This window comes from Nonomuraea sp. WAC 01424, assembly GCF_003947315.1.
Taxonomy (GTDB): domain Bacteria; phylum Actinomycetota; class Actinomycetes; order Streptosporangiales; family Streptosporangiaceae; genus Nonomuraea; species Nonomuraea spiralis.
The window spans coordinates 125,354-142,752 of sequence record NZ_QHHZ01000021.1 but is presented as its reverse complement, the minus strand read 5'-3'; the positions used below and the strand labels follow the sequence as shown (position 1 = coordinate 142,752).

At 68.6% G+C, this 17,399-nt stretch carries 13 protein-coding genes, 1 tRNA gene and 1 pseudogene; 7 read left to right on the top strand and 8 right to left on the bottom strand.

What is annotated here, in order from left to right; translation table 11 throughout:
* Positions 1 to 87 precede the first annotated feature (87 nt).
* Together DMB42_RS43925 and DMB42_RS43920 are read left to right on the top strand one after the other, a co-directional pair.
* Positions 88 to 438: a metallopeptidase family protein gene (locus DMB42_RS43925; RefSeq protein ID WP_185845181.1), complete on the top strand. Its 351-nt coding sequence runs from the start codon at positions 88 to 90 to the stop codon at positions 436 to 438.
* Positions 439 to 547: 109 nt separating this feature from the next.
* Positions 548 to 1,834 carry an MFS transporter gene (locus tag DMB42_RS43920; RefSeq protein WP_229825017.1) on the top strand — a complete coding sequence of 429 codons (1,287 nt, stop codon included), beginning with the start codon at positions 548 to 550 and terminating at the stop codon, positions 1,832 to 1,834.
* Here DMB42_RS43920 and DMB42_RS43915 read toward each other — a convergent pair whose 3' ends face one another.
* Positions 1,835 to 2,128, bottom strand: coding sequence for a PspC domain-containing protein (locus DMB42_RS43915; RefSeq protein WP_125645593.1), 294 nt, complete (start codon positions 2,126 to 2,128; stop codon positions 1,835 to 1,837). It lies immediately after the preceding gene.
* 91 nt (positions 2,129 to 2,219) lie between these two features.
* On the opposite strand from DMB42_RS43915, the gene DMB42_RS43910 reads away from it, so the two are divergent.
* Together DMB42_RS43910 and DMB42_RS43905 are read left to right on the top strand one after the other, a co-directional pair.
* Positions 2,220 to 3,374 carry an acyl-CoA dehydrogenase family protein gene (locus tag DMB42_RS43910; protein WP_125645591.1) on the top strand — a complete coding sequence of 385 codons (1,155 nt, stop codon included), beginning with the start codon at positions 2,220 to 2,222 and terminating at the stop codon, positions 3,372 to 3,374.
* Positions 3,375 to 3,423: 49 nt separating this feature from the next.
* Positions 3,424 to 3,499: transfer RNA gene (locus DMB42_RS43905), tRNA-Lys, on the top strand.
* Between the two features lie 109 nt (positions 3,500 to 3,608).
* On the opposite strand, the pseudogene DMB42_RS43900 reads toward DMB42_RS43905, so the two are convergent.
* Together DMB42_RS43900 and DMB42_RS43895 are read right to left on the bottom strand one after the other, a co-directional pair.
* Positions 3,609 to 3,989, bottom strand: a pseudogene (locus DMB42_RS43900) (tyrosine-type recombinase/integrase); the annotation flags it as partial.
* Between the two features lie 851 nt (positions 3,990 to 4,840).
* The gene (locus DMB42_RS43895; protein ID WP_125645587.1) at positions 4,841 to 5,218 is read right to left on the bottom strand and encodes a hypothetical protein; all 378 of its coding nucleotides are present in this window, start codon (positions 5,216 to 5,218) and stop codon (positions 4,841 to 4,843) included.
* A 390-nt stretch (positions 5,219 to 5,608) separates the two neighbouring features.
* Between DMB42_RS43895 and DMB42_RS43890 the strand changes: the two genes are divergently transcribed.
* The gene (locus DMB42_RS43890) at positions 5,609 to 7,048 is read left to right on the top strand and encodes an IS1380 family transposase (protein ID WP_125645585.1); all 1,440 of its coding nucleotides are present in this window, start codon (positions 5,609 to 5,611) and stop codon (positions 7,046 to 7,048) included.
* Between the two features lie 212 nt (positions 7,049 to 7,260).
* On the opposite strand, the gene DMB42_RS43885 is transcribed toward DMB42_RS43890, so the two are convergent.
* Positions 7,261 to 7,437, bottom strand: a complete 177-nt coding sequence (locus DMB42_RS43885) for a Clp protease N-terminal domain-containing protein (RefSeq protein WP_125645583.1) — start codon at positions 7,435 to 7,437, stop codon at positions 7,261 to 7,263.
* 147 nt (positions 7,438 to 7,584) lie between these two features.
* On the opposite strand from DMB42_RS43885, the gene DMB42_RS43880 reads away from it, so the two are divergent.
* A complete protein-coding gene (locus DMB42_RS43880; RefSeq protein WP_125645581.1) occupies positions 7,585 to 8,271 on the top strand; it encodes a DUF998 domain-containing protein in 687 nt (228 codons plus the stop codon).
* Positions 8,272 to 8,637: 366 nt separating this feature from the next.
* Positions 8,638 to 9,135, top strand: coding sequence for a class IV adenylate cyclase (locus tag DMB42_RS43875; RefSeq protein WP_260478302.1), 498 nt, complete (start codon positions 8,638 to 8,640; stop codon positions 9,133 to 9,135).
* On the opposite strand, the gene DMB42_RS43870 is transcribed toward DMB42_RS43875, so the two are convergent.
* The 4 genes from DMB42_RS43870 to DMB42_RS43860 all read right to left on the bottom strand — a co-directional run bounded on the left by DMB42_RS43870 (position 9,044) and on the right by DMB42_RS43860 (position 17,297).
* A complete protein-coding gene (locus DMB42_RS43870; protein ID WP_125645578.1) occupies positions 9,044 to 9,640 on the bottom strand; it encodes a hypothetical protein in 597 nt (198 codons plus the stop codon). The two genes, DMB42_RS43875 and DMB42_RS43870, sit on opposite strands and share 92 nt — an antisense overlap.
* 292 nt (positions 9,641 to 9,932) lie before the next feature.
* Positions 9,933 to 14,078 (bottom strand): S8 family serine peptidase, encoded by a 4,146-nt coding sequence (locus tag DMB42_RS43865; protein WP_260478301.1) that lies wholly within the window; start codon positions 14,076 to 14,078, stop codon positions 9,933 to 9,935.
* Positions 14,079 to 14,128: 50 nt separating this feature from the next.
* Positions 14,129 to 14,284: a hypothetical protein gene (locus tag DMB42_RS53800; protein ID WP_185845180.1), complete on the bottom strand. Its 156-nt coding sequence runs from the start codon at positions 14,282 to 14,284 to the stop codon at positions 14,129 to 14,131.
* Positions 14,285 to 14,402: 118 nt separating this feature from the next.
* The gene (locus DMB42_RS43860; protein ID WP_125645576.1) at positions 14,403 to 17,297 is read right to left on the bottom strand and encodes a LuxR family transcriptional regulator; all 2,895 of its coding nucleotides are present in this window, start codon (positions 17,295 to 17,297) and stop codon (positions 14,403 to 14,405) included.
* Positions 17,298 to 17,399: the final 102 nt, after the last annotated feature.

The window sequence follows — 17,399 nt, the reverse complement described above, 5'->3', positions numbered from 1 at the left end:
ACCCCTGGCCGTTCGTGACCGAATGACTGCTTTCGACCTGTCAACGAAGTTCATACAGTTTCTTGCATACCTGACTGGCAGGGCAGAATGGCACGTGTGATCGAGGTTACGCGGGAGAAGTTCGAGGAACTCGTGGCCGAGGCTTTGGACACGATCCCCGCCCAGCTCACCCGCGTCATGAGCAACGTCGTCGTCACGGTCGTCGATGATCCGCCGGAGCCCCACCTGCTCGGCCTGTACACCGGGATCCCCCTCACGGAACGCGGCGACTGGTACTCAGGTGTCCTGCCCGACCGGATCGAGATCTACCGCAATCCCATATGCCAGATATGCAAGACCGAAGCGGACGTCATTCGCGAGGTACGCATCACGGTCGTCCACGAGGTGGGCCACCATTTCGGGATAAGTGACGACAGACTTCACGAACTGGGCTGGTAACGCTTTGCTGCTCGTTGACTTCTTTGGGTTGCGCCTTGCCTCATGATCGGGCACCTTAGGTCACATAGCGAACACGGTGAGTCAGGCACAGCGGAGTCCAATGGAGGCCATGCAGGACGGAAGGCCGCCGGGACGGCATCGCCGTGCCGAGACAAATCAGGCCACCTACGGCGAAGTCATCGTCATCCGGGAGTTCCGCGCCCTTTGGTACGCACAGGGCCTTTCACTCCTCGGTGACCAACTCGCCCAGGTCGCGCTCGCGGTCCTCGTCTACTCCCGCACCGGATCGGCGCTGGCCACCGCGGCCGTCTACGCGCTGACCTACCTCCCGTCGATCGTCGGCGGGCCGCTGCTGGCCGGGCTGGCCGACCGGTTCGCGCGCCGTGGCGTCATGATGATCTGCGACGTCGTCCGCGCGGTCCTGGTGGGCGTGATGGCGTTGCCCTCGATGCCGTTCTGGGCGCTGTGCGTGCTGGTCTTCTTCGTGGTGCTGCTCAGTGCGCCGTTCAGCGCGGCGCGGGCGGCGTTGTTGCCCGAGGTGCTCGAAGGCGACCGGTACGTCGTCGGCTCCGCGTTGCAGAACATGACGAACCAGGGCGTACAGATGCTTGGTTTCGCGGCGGGCGGCGCGATGATCGCCACCTTGGGCCCCTACCGGGCGCTCGCCCTCGACGCGGCCACGTTCCTCGCCTCGGCCCTGATCCTGGCCTCCGGCGTACGCCCGCGACCGGCGCCCGGCCACGACGGCGAGAAGCCCTCCATGTGGACGATGACCAGGGCGGGAGCCAAACTCGTCTTCGGGTCGCGCAGGCTACGGACGCTTGTCCTGTTCGCGTGGTTGTGCGGCTTCTACATCCTTCCCGAGGGAATCGCCGCGCCCTACGCCGCCGAGCTCGCCACGGGGTCGTTGTCCGTGCCCGTGATCACCGGATTGCTGATGGCCGCGATGCCGACGGGCACCGTGGTGGGCGCGTTCGTGTTCAGCAGGTTCGTGACGCCGGCGCGGCGGCTGCGTCTCATGGGGTGGCTGGCCGTGCTGAGCTGCGCGCCCCTGATGGTGACGGCGTTGCGGCCGCCGCTCGCGGTCGTGCTGGCCGCGTGGGTTCTGTCGGGGATCGGCGGGGCGTACCAGCTCGCGGCGAACGCGGCTTTCGTCCAGAATGTGCCAGCCGAGCGGCGCGGCCAGGCGTTCGGGTTGGTGCAGTCAGGGTTGATGGCCGTCCAAGGGATCGCGATCCTGGTCGGCGGGTTCGCAGCGGAGAGACTCGGTCCAGAGCTGGTGGTCGCGATCTCCGGCGGCACCGGAGTGATCGCCGCGGCCGTGCTCGCCCTCATGTGGACCGAGTCCCGGGACGACCGTAGTGCCCAGGAGCTGCCCGCCCAGGCGCCGGCCTGATCACTGCTGCGGCTTGTGCTCGCCGGTCCAGTCGGTGGCGTTCCGCTGCTGCTGCTTGTTGAGCAGGTCCTGGACGATCGAGGTGTCCCGCTCCTCGTCCGGCATCAGGAGCCAGCCGATCGCGTACACGCCGACGCCGAGACCGCCGAACAGGGTGGCGATCGCGAGACCGATCCGGATCAAGTTGGCGTCGATGCCGACGTACTCACCGATGCCCGAGCAGACACCCGCGACGATCCGGCCCTTGTTGGTGCGGCGCAGCTTCTTGACGTTGTGCTCGCTGTATTCGTTCATGTCTCAAGACTGCCCCTGGGGGCGGTGTTAGCACATCAGGATTCCCCCTGGTAGAACCCTGGTAACCCCTTACGCGAGGAGAGGACCCGCCATGGACGATCTGCTGCGCCTCGACGACCGCCTGAACGGCGACCAGCGACTGATCCGCGACACGGTCAGGTCCTTCGTGTCTGACCGCGTCCTTCCGCACGTGGGCGACTGGTTCGAGGAGGCCGTCTTCCCCGCGCGCGAGCTCGCGCCCGAGCTCGGCTCGCTCGGCCTGCTGGGGATGCACCTGGAGGGGTACGGGTGCGCCGGCACCGACGCGACCTCCTACGGCGTGGCCTGCCGCGAGCTGGAGGCGGGCGACTCGGGCCTGCGCTCGTTCGTGTCCGTGCAGGGCTCGCTGGCGATGTTCCCCATCTGGCGGTACGGCTCCGACGAGCAGAAAGAGGAATGGCTCCCGCGCATGGCGGCCGGCACGGCGATCGGCTGCTTCGGCCTGACCGAGCCGGACCACGGGTCGGACCCCGCCAACATGCGCACGTACGCCAAGAAGGACGGCTCCGACTGGATCCTGAACGGCTCCAAGATGTGGATCACCAACGGCTCGATCGCCGACGTCGCCGTGGTGTGGGCGCAGACGGACGAGGGCGTCCGCGGCTTCGTCGTCCCCACCTCCACGCCCGGCTTCTCCGCCCCTGAGATCCACAAGAAGTTGTCCCTTAGGGCATCGGTCACCTCGTCCCTGTACTTCGACGACCTCCGCCTGCCCGGCTCCGCCGTGCTTCCCGGGGTCACCGGCCTCAAGGGCCCCCTGTCCTGCCTGTCCGAGGCCCGCTTCGGCATCCTGTGGGGGGTCGTCGGGGCCGCCCGCGCCTGCCTGGAGGCGGCGGTGGACTACTCGAAGACCCGCGTACAGTTCGACAAGCCGATCGGCGCCTTCCAGCTCACCCAGGAGAAACTGGCCTGGATGTACGTCGCCGCCGCCCAGTCCCAGCTCACGGCCCTGCACCTGGGCGCCCTGAAGGACGAGGGACGGCTGGAGCCCCGGCAGATCAGCTTCGGCAAGCTGGCCAACGTACGCGCCGCCCTGGACATCGCCCGGCAGGCCCGTTCCATCCTGGGGGGAAACGGGATCACCCTGGAGTACCCTGTGATCAGGCACATGAACAATCTGGAGTCTGTGCTGACGTACGAGGGGACCCAGGAGATTCACACACTGGTGCTGGGAGAGGCCCTGACGGGGCTGTCCGCTTACCGGTGATGGAGGCGTCGCGGGCGGGGCGGTAATCTCTGTACCCTTGCTCGTGCGAGGGGCGTTAGCTCAATTGGCAGAGCTGCGGACTTTTAATCCGTAGGTTCCGGGTTCGAGCCCCGGGCGCCCTACCAGCTCGAACACCTCTCCTCGATCATGTCGGGGGAGGCTGTACAGCCACCGTTTACAGCCAAGAGGGCTGGAACCCGCTGATGGGAGTCCAGCCCTCGGTCATGCTGAAGGTCATCCGAAGAGCTGCTTGGCGACCGCGTCGACGGCAGTCCGTTCGATGTCAGGGAGCACGTGGGCGTACGTGTTCATGGTCAGTGCGATCTGGCTGTGGCCCAGCGTCTTCATGACCGTTCGAGGCGAAGCACCACACGCCAGAAGGTACGACGCGCAGGCGTGACGCAGATCGTGCAGCCGCAGCCAGTCGAGGCCGGCCTTTGCCCTTGCCCTCCGCCACCGAGTGCTGAGGTTTCCCGGCTCCAGCGGGGTGCCGATCGACGTGGAGAACACGAGCCCGTGATCCTTCCACCGCTCCCCCGCCGCCAGTTGTTCGGCGGCCTGTGCGCGCCTGTGATTGCGGAGCGCAGCGAGGGTGGGCTTGGGAACCGGAACGGTACGTCGGGAGCGATCGGTCTTGGGATCGACGAGTCAAGCGGCGGCGCGGCGCGCCGCCGTCCGGCCCGCCGCCCGCCTGCCGGTCGGGCGTGCGGCCTGGGGGCCGGTCCCGACCGGCGCGAGGCTCAGGGCCGCGCACCGCGCCCGGCCAAATGCACTCAGCCCGCCGTATGTGGGCCGCACCGCCACCAGCTCAGCGAGTGTTGTCTCCGAAGTATGGACGGCGGCGCTGTCGCCACCATGGCCAGTCAGGTGATGCGCGAGGGTCAGGAGTCGTTCTAGCGATAAAACTCCTGTCGATCGGAAGCACCAAGCCGTACAGGTATGGCCTGGCCCAATCGGGGAGTGCGGCGAGTATCCGCTCAAGGTCTCCGCGTGGATCGATTTCCCATGAGCATCCAGGACACGAGCACGTGGGCGGGAGCTGAGTCGTAGTGCCAGGAATGACGTCCCGGGTCCAGGCCAAGAGGGTCGCTGCCACTTCGCCCGGTTGCAGGATTGTGTGTTCAAGGGCGATAACCGCGACCATAGGTCGGGCTGTGAGTCCGGGGACTTGATGGATAGAGGGTCTGTGGGTTCGGCACCGCAACCGTCGTGCGCGAACCGCGGAAGGGCGCCTACGCGGCATGGCCCTTTCTGATCATCGTCATGATGCCGATGATCCCATGCTGGCGGGTGCCGATGGAACGGTCTGGCTGCTCGCGATGTGCCTCCGGCGGGGGCTCTCCGGCTCCGGGATGATCACCGCATCGGACCTGAGGTCCGCAGGTGGCTGAGGTGGAAGCCTGATCACTCTGCCCGCCATCGACCCGGGACAAGCCGAGCAGACCAGGCGGGGGGCGTGCGCGTAGTCAACGCTCGAAATCACTTCGCAGGTAGCCGTGGAAGAGTGAGAAGGCGCTGTACTTTGAGCGTTCTTCCTGCTTCAGGAACAGGTAGCCAGCGAGCACGTGGCCGGAGAAGTGGTCGTTTCCGAGGAGGAAGGTCACGTCGTGCGGATCGTCGTCGTTCGTGTGCTCGATGTCCACCACGAGCCCGTCCGGCATCGTCGCGGGAAGGTTGATCTGGCGCACGCCCTGGAACAGCAGCTCGATGTGCGGCGCATCCGGCTCGAACTCCGTCCGTAGAACGAGCCCGCTGTGTGAGGGCACGTAGCTCCAGATCCGGAAACGGCGGTTCGGGAAGCGCAGGGGGAAGGAGAGCCGGCCAGGGTAGTGATCGTGACTCACCAAGGAAGCGCACCACGGCCAGGAGCGTCGAAGCAAGAGGTCACCGCGTGATCGTCATGCCATTAGCGTGCCATTAAGCGCGGTAACGAGGGGTCGACCGCGGTCTCTCAAGACCGACCCGACAGCGACCATGAGCTGGTAAACCCGTGCTGCGGTGGCGATGATCGGTGCAATTCCCAAGCTGACAGCGCGGGTTCGACTCCCACCACCCGCTCCAAACTCCAGAGGCGATAAGCCACGCCGGTGGATCCTGAGCGCTACACGCTGAGCCTGAATCCACGGCGTGAAACTTGGAGCGAGGACCAGGGAAATCAAGTGGGGTGCCCTTTGAGCTGGGAGGATGGGAGTTCTTCACGCTTCCAACCGCCGGTTCCAAAGGACACCCCGTAAGTGCGATTCTCCCACGCCGCCAGCCATACGCAGGCGATCTTCGACGACGAGCATGTGATCTCCTATGCCGGGCTGGCTCCAGCGCTGCGACTGGCTGAGCGGTGTGGCCTGGATCGCCTGGCCGGCGAGCACCTGGCGCTGGGGGCCGCCGACGGCGTCAACGCGCCCATGAAGGTGACCTCGATCGTGGCCGGGCTGGCCTGCGGTGCCGACAGCATCGACGATCTGGACCTGCTGCGGCACGGTGGGATGGACAAGATGTTCACCGGTATCCGGGCGCCGTCTACGCTCGGTTCGTTCCTGCGCGCGTTCACCTGGGGCAATGTCCGCCAGTTCGACAAGGTCGCCCGCCAGGTGCCGGCCGCGCTCGCCGTGCACACGCCGCTGCTGCCCGGCGCTGACGTGCCGGCCTTCCTCGACGTCGATTCGATGCAGCGGCGCACCTACGGCTACGCCAAGCAGGGATCCGGCTTCGACCACACCAAAATCCAGGGCAAGAGCGTGCTGGTCCGAGGGCTGAACGCGCTGACCGTCACCCTGTCCACGCCACTGTCCACGCCACTGTCCACGCCACTGGCCGCGCCGGTGGTGGCCGCCAGCCGGCTACGCGGCGGCACCTGCGGATCGGGCCGCGGCGCGGCCTCTTTGCTCAGCGAATCGATCACCACGGCGCGAGCGGCGGGCTGCTCGGGCACCCTGGTGCTGCGCGGCGACTCGGCCTTCTACAGCGCCGACGTGGTGGCCGCCTGCCGCACCCAGGACGTCCGCTTCTCGGTCACCGCCAAACAGGATCCCAAGGTCAAAGCGGCGATCGCGGCCATCGACGACCATGCCTGGACGCCGATCAAGTACCCGCGGGCGATCTTCGATGAGCAAGCCGGCGGCTGGGTCTCCGACGCCGAGGTCTCCGAAACCCGCTACACCGCCTTCACCAGCAGGAAGAGCAAGCAGGCAACCGCCCGGCTGATCGTGCGCAGGGTCAGGAAGCTCGACCAGGCCGACGAAGGTCAGGGCGAGTTGTTTCCTGCCTACCGCTACTATCCGATCTTCACCGACAGCCCCTACACCCTCCTGCAGGCCGAGGAACAGCATCGTGATCACGCAGTGCAGGAGCAGGTCAACGCCGACCTGATCGGCGGGCCGCTCGCCCACCTGCCCTCGGGCCACTTTGCGGCCAACGCCGCCTGGCTCACCTGCGCGGCGATCACCCACAACCTGCTGCGCGCTCTGGGCTGCCTGGCCTCGGCCTTCCACGCCCGCGCCCGAGGCGCCACCCTGCGCCGCCACCTGATCAGCGTGCCCGCCCGGCTGGCCCGGCACGGCCGGTCCGGCGGCCATGGCCACCTGGACTTGCACCTGCCCGCCCGCTGGCGCTGGCAGCCCGCTTGGCTGAACGCCTTCACCGCCACCCACGACCCACCCGCCACCCCGACGGCCTGACCACCCGAAACTCAGGTCACGCACCCCGACGACCAGCATGGTCACCGCGCCAGCGCGCCCGCTCTATCCCCGAGACACCCCACCGGACAAGCCGTGACCCGAGCACGGCGGACCTCCAGCACCCGAAAGCAGCCTCTCCACCTGCCAAGTGGTTCCTCGTGGAGGAATTGGACCAGAAAACGATCACCGGGAATCACGCCGTGGATTCAGGCTCAGGAGCCGTCCCGGGCGAGGCGTTGCGATACGGCCGCGCGATCCACGCCCAGCCGGGAAAACAGTTCTGCTGCCGGGTCGGGACGATCCAGTTCAAGTAGTGCGCGCAGCAGGTGACTGGTGTCGATGTCGCGGGTCCCGGCCTTCGTCAGGACCGCCTGGGCGGTGGAGGTCATCGGCGGGTACTTGCGGGAGGGTACGCCTGGACATGTCTGTCAGTTTGGCTTGACGCACTGGATCTCGTCAAGCCAAACTGACAGCGCCCGGCCTGTCAGGTGAGCCTGACAGGCATCGCGGCATCTTCGTATTCCTGGAGGCATGTCATGTTCAAAAGGATCGGCTTGCTGTGCGGTGTGGTCGCCGGACCGCTGTTCATCTTCGTTCTCCTCGCCCAAGGAGCCGTCCGCGACGGTTACGACCCGATCCACCATGCGGGCAGCTCCCTGGAACTGGGCAGCAGCCTCGGCTGGATCCAGCAGGCCAATTTCATCCTGGCCGGAGGGCTCGCGATCCTCTTCGCGTCAGCCCTGCCCGGCGCGCTACGAGAGCACGGCCGAAAGTCGACCTGGGGGCCGCTGCTCATCGCCCTGTGGGGTGTGGGACTCATCGGGGCGGGCGTCTTCCTGGACGATCCGGTCAGCGGCTACCCGGTGGGGACCCCGGCACTTACCGTGCCTCCCACCACCCACGGCGACCTGCACGGCAAGATGTCCCTCGTCGGGTTCCTGGCGCTGACCGTCGCCTACTTCGTGTTCGCCCGGCGATTTGCCGGCTGGGGCCAACGCCGATGGGCACTGTATTCGGTACTCAGCGGAATCCTGTTTCCCATCGGGTTCGTCCTGTTCGTGTCGGCCTTTCTACAGGTGAACGGGCTGGCTGAGATCGGCGGCCTGCTCCAGCGCCTGACAGTGGCCATCGGCTGGCTCTGGCTGACGCTGCTGGCGGTTCACCTCATCCGGATGCCCAACGGCCTCCCGGGCGCCGGAGGAGAGCGGGCCGCACGTCAGTGACGGCACGGCGCTGCCGCAGAAGCGGCTCGACAAGGTTCTGTCGTACTCGCGCAACCGTTTGCTGCTTCACCACTTGCTGCTTCACCGCCAGCCAGGGTCTGGCCACCTTCTGGGCCTGCCATCGGCGGGCGTTCGAGCATTTCGGCGGCGTGCCAGGCTCTCGTCAACGCGTTTCTGGCCCGGGTACCGTTGCGCCGCCGGCTGCCCCGTCGAACGCACGGCGAGGTGGTCGGAGCGCGGGCCCGCCGCGACCACGCCGCGCTGCGCCCGATCGCATCGCGGCCCTACATGGCCCGATGAATGCCCTTCAGCCTCTCGATTTCCTCGGTAGAGTCCCGAAGTCACAGCAGTCTCAGGAGGCCCGTGGTGACCGGTGCTGCACAGGAGATCGAGGTCAAGTACCGGGTGGGTGACCTGGACGCGTTGGTGAGCGCGCTGGCCGCCCGGGGCGCGGCCTTGTCGCCACCCGTCTGGCAGGACGATCAGGCGTACGCGCAGCCGGGTTGGGACTACGGCCAGTCGAAGATCGGTGTCGTGTTCGCGCGGCTGCGCACCACTGAGAATGGCCGGCACCTGTTCACGGTGAAGAAGCCTCTCGCCAACGAGCAGGCGTGCCTGGAGCACGAGAGTCCGGTCGCCGACCGGGAGCAGATGCACGAGGCCATCACGACGATGGGGTTCCGGCCTACTGCGCGGATCGTCAAGACTCGGCGTACCGCCGTGCTCGACGGGCTGAGCGTCTGCGTGGACGAGGTCGAGCACGCCGGCATCTTCATGGAGCTGGAGCGCACCGTGGTCGAGCTGGAGCGCACCAGCGACACCTACGACTCGCTGGTGCGCTCTCAACTGGCTGCGTCTGGCTAGGCAGGCAGGTCCCAGCTCGGCCCGCCAGGGTCACCCAGCCATGCCCGCTGCCCTCCGGTGTGACGGTGAGCCCGTACTCCGACTGGTGCGGCCGCCCGGCGGACAGCAACGTCGAGAGCGCTCGGGCGGCGTCGTCCCACAGCCGTAGCGGCCCGCGCTGGTGGATGGTCCAGCCGCCGTCCGCGGGCGGCTGGAGGTCGGCGTGCGCGCCGGAGACCGGATCGTCCAGGGTGGCGATCTCGCCCGCTTCCCCGGTCCAGGCCAGGCGCGCGGTCGGCGCGCCGAGCTGCGCGGCGAACCGGGCCGCAGGATCCTCCAGCAGCTTCGGATCGAGGTCGGTCCGGGACATCTCACCACCGCCGAGCGTGATGCGGTCGAGTTCCGGGGCGGCGTGCGGGCGGGCGGGCATGAAGTACACGTCGTCCGGCAGGAAGTGCCCGCTGGCTGTCCCGTCGCCAGCGATGGTCAGGTGAGCGAATGCGGCCCCGTCCATCCAGCCCAGCATCGGCGTGGTGATCGTCCCCCCACGCCACACCTGCCGTACCCAGTCGGGCGGGATCGTCCGCACCTCGCACGTGGCGATCAGCCGGTCGTACGGCGCGCCGGCCTCGCGGCCGCGCAGCGACCTGCGGGTCGTACTCCACGCTGGTGACCGCGCGGCGAAGACGCCGGCGACCTGCGTTTATGGGGAAGCCCCGCACTTCTTCGGGGATCGCGGTGATTTGCTCCGTGTGGAATCGCCGGGTGGCGGGGAGGGCTCCCCGCCACCCGGCGGCTGTCTCACATGGGTCGTACGGTCATTGGACGGCGTGGCCGCTCGTGGTCTTGTCGCGCAGGTCGAAGGCGCGGGTGGTGGTCTGCTTGATGGTGTTGCCCGCCTGGTCCCAGGCCTCGACCTTGAGGGTGACGGCGCCCTTGGTGGCGTTGAAGGCGGGGTACCGGGTCTTGGCGGTGTAGGTGCCGTCCTCGTTGCTCTTGAGCGAGACGGGGGTGTAGGTGGCACCGTCGTCGGTGCTGGCCCACAGCTTCAGGCCGGCGACGTCGGGCATCCTGGTCGCGGAGGGCGAGTGGTAGGGGGAGACGGTGAAGGTGTGGGAGCGGCCGGCGGGCACGGTGTTGTCGGTGGCCAGGCTGTCGCCCAGGTCATAGCTGACGAACATCACCGGGGCGGGTCGGCAGCGTTCGGCCGTGCCGTACAGCGCCTCAAGGGAGCAGAAGGATCCGGGCAGGCGCTCGGTCTCCACAGGAGTGGTGAAGGTCCACTCGGTGTCGTTCTGGGCGTTCTTGGCGGTCAGCCGGTAGCTGCCGGGGGTCTTTGGCAGGGTGAAGTGCGGGAAGAGGCCGATTCCTTCGACCAGGGTACGTGGGATCTCCTGGGCGCCCTGGTAGAGACGGATGTCGAAGAGGGCGGCGTCGCTCTGCTGAGCGTCCCACATCCCCTTGTATTGGCGGTTGGCCGGCCCGCCGTTGGCCGACTCGATCTCCGCCCAGAGGGTGTTCCCTCGCACACAGATCATGCATCGGAAGTTCGCACCCCAGTTCGCGGAGGGCTCGGCGAGTCTGATGACCTTCTCCGAGCCGGTGTTCGCGCCAGGCGTGAACGGAGTGGTCAGCCACGACTGCCGGGTGCGGATGGGCTTGTCGAACACCTCCATGAGCCACTGGGGCTGCGTCATGTTCAACGCCTTCGGGTCGGACATCGAGTCCATGCCGTGCGAGCTGATGACGTCCGGATCGAGCGGCCCCACCCAGTCAGTCCGTTGTGCCGCGGTAAACAGGGGGAAGCCCCAGCCCAGGGGCGCCGATGCCAGCGGGGCGACATCGTCCACCTTCCAGGCGTATCGCCAATCGCGGTACTGCGTGGGTGCGGCGGCATGGACGTCCATGTCGATCTGGGCGAGGTCACGGCCAGTGAAGGTGTAGTGCAGCGATCCCGGTACCCGGCCTTCCTCGTAGGGGGCGAAGGTGTAGGTGTAAGGCGATTCCGGGGTGCCCATCACCTGGATGGTGACCGGCCTGTCGGCGATCCGCTCACGCAACTGGAGCGCTTCCCTGGCGGGAAGGGACACGTTGGGGATGCCGATGGGCTTGGACATGCCGCTCCACGCGATGGGGAGCGGAATCCCGCAGTCGGTGCCCACCTTCGGGAAGTGCACCACCCCAGCCGCACCTGCATCGCGAAGAGAGCCGAGCCGGTCGATCTGGACCCCGCATTCCTCGCCGCCCAAGACCGATGGCGCCATCGGAGCCTCCATGAGGACGAGCTTGCCGCGTAGATCGCGACCGGCGATGTCTTCCGGCCTGCCCTCACCGACGTCCACGAGCTCCAGGTCCTGCGTCCCGGTGAACGACCGGTAATCGTAGTAGGCGCCCTGTGCGTGCCCCCAGTTGTAGAGGGCGTGCATCGGGGCAGTCGGGTGCAGGGTAAGTTTCTTGGACTTCCGCACATCCATGGCGACCTCGGTCTGCCCGAGTGTGAACCGGCTGTGGAAGCGGAATTTGCCCTTGGTGACCGGCTTGGTGGGGGTGGCCCACATCCGCAGCCACGAGCCGACGATCGTGTCACTCGAAACCGAACTCATGTAAGCGGTGCCGTTGGATGTGGTCCGCTGATACACCATTCTGGGGTCGTTGTTCAGTGGTTCGGCCGGTTTCGGGGTGGTGAAGCGGATCTCGGAGGCATGTCGGGCGTCCAAGGTGATCTCAGTGTCGCCGGTGACGGTGATCTCGGGGTTGAGCAGGAACACCACGTTGAAGCGGTCGTCATCGCCGATCCAGGTCAGCAGTTGCGCCACGCTGATCGTGCCCTGCGGGACGCGGGTGACCGTGGTCCCCTCATTGATTACGCGAGTCGTGGTGATGACGCCCTTGTCGCCGGCCACGTCGATGGTGTCCTGGGCCCAGGGGGTGCTGGGTTTTCCGTCCCGGCCCAATGTGTGGACGGTGAGTGTGGCCATGGGCACGGCGCGGACCGCGCCGACGGGGGTGCGCAGTTGGACGCCGTCGGCCGTCGCGGTCACCGCGCCGGTGTAATTGTCGATGTCGGCCAACCTCTTGGGGTCGAGCGTGACACTGGTGGTCGCGGTGCCGGAGGGCGGCACGGTGAGCGTGGGGTCGGCAAGGCTGAGTGCGCCCTTCACCTCGGTCCCGTCGGACGTGTGCAGAAACGCCGTGAGGGTGAGCGTGACCGGCTGGTCGCCGAGGTTGGTGTAGGTCAGCTCCCGACCGGCGGTCCAGTTCTCCGCGTCCAGCGCGGCGAAATCCAGGCCGGCGGTAGTGGCGAAGACCTGCTGGGCGTGCGCCCTGGCCAGATCGACCCGGCCCGCGCCCTGCTTGTACACGCTCAGGTCGTCGTCCTTGGCCGTCGACATCAGTGCGGCCTTGAGCTGCGAGCCGCTCCAGTCCGGATGCTGCTGGGCCATGATCGCCGCGGCCCCCGCCACGTGCGGGGTGGCCATCGAGGTGCCCGCCGCGGTGGTGTAGCGATCGTCGGCGGGGGTGCCCATCGACGTGCCCGCGGCGCGGGCGGCGGTAATCGCCACTCCTGGGGCGGCGATGTCGGGCTTGAGCGCGCCGTCACCGAAGCGCGGCCCCTGGCCGGAGAAGGTGGCCCACTGGTCGCTCTTGTCCACCGCGGCCACGGTCAGCGCTGCGTCAGCCGTACCAGGCGAGGCGACCGTTTCTTTCCCGGAAGCACCAAGGTTGCCCGCGGCGATCACGAACAGAACGCCGGTGGAGGCGCTCAGCGTGTTGACCGCCTGGCTCATCGGGTCGGTGCCGTCGCTGGGACCGCTGCCCAGGCTCATGCTGACCACCTTGGCACCGCTGGCCGCGGCCCATTCCATGCCCTCGATGGCTTGTGAGCCCGTGCCGGAGCCCGAGTCGTCCAGCACCTTGCCGATGACCAGCTTGGCACCCGGTGCGACACCCTTGTACTTCCCGCCGGCCGCCGCCCCTGAGCCAACGACGGTGGACGCCACGTGGGTGCCATGACCGTGCCCGTCCTGCACCTCCTGACCGGGGATGAAGGACTTGCTGTCGGCGACCTTGCCGACCAGATCCGGATGCGCTGTATCGATACCAGTGTCCAGGATCGCGACCTTCACGCCAGTGCCGTCGTGCCCACCGGCCCACGCCTGCGGGGCGCCGATCATTGGCACGCTCACGTCCAGATCGGCCTTGACCTTGCGGTCCAGCCACACCTTGGCGATGCCACCGCGCAGGGTGTCCGGCACGTTGGCCAGCCCCACGGTCCCGTTCGCGTCCGTCTTCTCGGGTACGGCCCGCACCGCGCTCCAGAACGTACCCGCCTCGGCCTTGGTGACGGCGACCGCGGAGGCGTTGATGCTCTCCAGCGTGTGCTCGGGCTCGCTGGCCGGGATCGCCTTGGCGGCGGGGGCGATGGCCGCGGCGCTGACCTGCTTGGGGTACTGCACGATGACCGGCAACTGCTTGGCCTGGTCATCGGCGTAACCGTTCTCGGCCAGGTAGGTGACGTTGAACAGCTCCCTGTCCAGGCGACCGGCCTGGATGGCCGGCATCGCGTCGCTAGGGGTGACGTACACCCCGTCCGGGGTGGCCATCGTGGACAGCCGCGGCAGGGTCCCGTCGGGGCGGGCGACGGCCTTGGCGTCCACGTCGTACTTGCCGCCGCCGGCGTCATTCAGCCGTACGGTGTCCCCGGTGACCAAGGTGACCGTGTGCGAGCTCCCGCCCAGTCCGGCCAGCGTGATCGGGCCGGACAGCAGTCCCGCCGTGGAGGTGACCGGTGCGGGCGCCTGCCTCTCGGCCAGTGCGGCCGACGAGCCGGGCGCCACCACTGTGCCGAGCACCAGGATCGACGCTGTGACAAGTGCCTGTCTGCGCGCCGCCTTCCGGCGGGTGGGGGTGGGTGGGGTGGCGGTGTCGTCCGGCGGCCGGTCGTGCGAGCGGTGTGAAGACATGGGGAACTGCCCCTTCGGGGGAGGGAGACGGGCGGAAAGGGGGGAGGAAGTCAGACCGGCTCGAACCCCTCTGGGGTGTCGTCTGGAGGTTCGGCGGCAGCCTCATCAGGAAGGGCATTGGAGGACGCCGATTCTTTCCCGTCGGCGTCGTCCTGAGCGGCGTCGTCTGCCGGGTGATGGCCACCCGTGGAGTCGGTTTCGGACATGCCGTCAGCGTCGCCTGCCCGGCACGACGGGACTATGGGGGACATCCCCCATTCGGGGAGCGGCGCTCGAGTGGTGTGGTGTGGGGGTGCGCCCGCCACGCGGGAGGCGCACCCGCCTTTACGGTTCGTCGCGATTCGGGCCCAGGTGCGTGCCCAGGGCGGCGCGGGAGCGGAGCCCGAGCTTGCGCAGAGCAGCGCTGAGATGCTTCTCCACCGTCTTGGGTGACAGGAACAGCTCCCGGCCAATCTCCCGGTTGGTCAGCCCGGCGGCGGCCATCGCGGCGACTTCCCGCTCGCGGGGGGAGAGGGTGGGGCCGTAGCCGTGCGGACCGCCGGGGTATCGCCCCTTCATCGCCACCCCGTGCCTGCGGGCCACCTGCGCGGCGCGGTCCAGGTCCCATCCGGCCCCCAGCTCCTGGAACGCCGTGATCGCCGCGCCGAGCGGCTCCTCCGCTCGCTCGTCTCCAACGGCGAACAGGCATCCGGCCGCCAGCTCGCGGGCCTGGGCCGCCTCGTACGTGGCCCCCAGCCCGTCGTAAGCGGATGCCGCCGCCAGGAAATGCGCCGCGGCGCCCCGGCTCCCGGCGGTCAGGTGGCCGCGCGCGTGCGCGAGCGCGGCCCCAGCCAGCGGGGCGTCCAGGCCGTCCAGCGTCGCCGAGAGCCGGGCGACCAGGTCCGCAGCCTGGTCCTGTCTGCCGATCGCGGCCATCGCCTCTGCCAGCGCGGGCACGGCCCGTACCGCCAGCGGCCACAGCCCCTTGGTCTCCCACACGGCGACCGCCGCGCCGGTGGCCGCGAGGGACGCCTCGGCCTGGCCATGTGCGGCGGACAGCCGCAAAAACCCGGTCACCGACAGCGGAAGCAGCTCATATCCACCCAGCTCCATGGTGCGCTGGACGACGTCGGACAGGTCGCGCCGGGCGGTGTCGAGGTCGCCGCGAGCCAGCGCCAGGCAGGCCGCGACCGTCTCGGCGGTGATCCGGTCGAACGGGCGCCCGCCGTACTCCTCCAGCAGCACCGCCACCTCCTGATCCAGCCTGGCCCACCTGCCCCGGCCATAGGCCAGAAGCAGCCCGACCAGCCGGCATCTGGCCAGCGGTTCGCCGGATGAGTCATCCTCGGCCGCGCCCCGCGTCGCGGCGCTCAGCAACTGGTCTGCGGTCTGGAAATGCCCGGCGCAGCACGCGTTCTCCGCGATGGACCGGTACGCGTTGACCTCCTGGCGATGCCGCGGCCTGCCACCGGTCCGCCGGTGGACATCCTCGGCCAAGGCGGCCCAGCGCGGATCACCGATCCCGCTCAGCGACGTCGCGACCTTGCCGAGTACGAAGACCTCCTCGACCGGATCGCCGATGGCGGGTACGGTCTCCAGCGCGCGGTTCAACCAGTAGGCGTGCTCGGTCAACGGCACGGCGGGATCCATCGGCCGGCCCAGCCCGGTCATCACCCACGCCGCGAGGTCCGGCCGGTCGCCCAGGTCGTCGACGGCCGCCGCGAAGGCTCGGCGCTGCACACTGGGATCATCACCGAGCCTCTCCTGCAGTACGCCGATCAAGAAGTGCAGCTGCCCGCGCAATGGGCCGGGCTGCTCCGACTCCAGCGCCTGCGAGAGCAGGTCGATCACCTTCGGAGGGTGCAGCACTTGACAGGCCGCCCAGCCCAGCCGCGCCGCCAGGTGTCCCCGGCGTTCGGGCTCCAGCGGCGCGTTGCGCAGCACATCCTCCAGAATGCGAACCGCCTCGGCGTCGTCGCCGAGCTGCGACGCCTGATCGGCAGCCTGCTCGGCAACGCCCACCCACTCGTGCAACAGGTCGGCCTGGCGCAGGTGATGCGCCCGCTGCCCCAGCGGCACCGGTTCAACCGACCGCACCGCGGCCGCCGCACGCGCATGCAGATCCTGCCGCCGCCCCAGCGGGATCCCCCCGTATACCGCCTGCGCGGCCAACACATGCCGGAAAACCACCATTCCGTCCCGCTCGGCCAGCAGCCCGGACACCAGCAGTTCGTCCAGCCCGGCGACCGTCCCGGCCCGAGACAACCCGGCCACCTCGGTCAGCGCCGTCACCGCCACCGGCACCTGCAACACCGCCGCCGCCTCGGCCACCCTGCGCGCCGCCACCGGCAGCCGGCCTACCCGCTCCCGCACCGAGTCGCGCACTCCTGGCGGCACGTCCAGCTCCTCCAGCGCCTTACGCGCCCACCGCCCGCTCCGCAGCCGGATCAACGCCCCCCGAGTTTGCAACAACGCCAGCAATTCCTGAACCGCCAGCGGCAACCCCGATGACAGCTCATACAGATGCGCCCCGAACTCAGGGGTGACACCCTCCTCCTCCAAGATCGACGCCGCCAGTGCGCGGGTCTGTTCGGCGTCCAGCCCCGTCAGCACGACATGATCGTGATAGACGGAATCCGCCGGTCGCCCTGTCACTTCCCGGATCCCGGCCACGGCCTCCTCCCCCCGATAGGTCAGCACCACCGATACCCAGGCCGGCAGCACCGCCAGCAAATAGGCCAAAAACTCCACCGTCTGCTCATCCGCCCAGTGCAGGTCCTCCACCACCAGCACCGCCGGACCCAGTACCCCCAGCACCTCGGCCAGACCGCGAAACAGCCGATGCCGTTCGGCCGCCCGATCATCCAGTGGCTCCAACGCCGGTGGCAGCACCCCCGCCAGCTCCGGCAACAACCCCCGCAGTGCGCCCGCTACCGGCGAAAGCCCGGCGGCCGCCGCCAGCAGCTCGCTCGTCCCGCGCAGCGCCTCCACGATCGGCCCCAACGGAAACGGCTCCCGAATCCGCCGGCACGCCCCGCTGAGCAGCAGCCGGCCCGCCACGTCGGCGTGCGCGGCCATCTCCGCCACCAGGCGGGTCTTACCGATGCCCGCCTCACCCTCCACCACCACCACGGCGGGCGGCCGGCTCGCCGCGGCCACGAGGCGCTGTAACTGCTCCTCACGCCCCACCAGAACGGGCGAGATCACCCGCCCCACGGCCCTGCGCTCCTCCACCGTCATCCGTCGCGCCTCCGCTCACCGACCCGGCTCCACCACGGCCGCCCGAACCAAGATTCACGAGCCGCCATGATTGCCAGACATTCAAACAGACCCCACAACGGT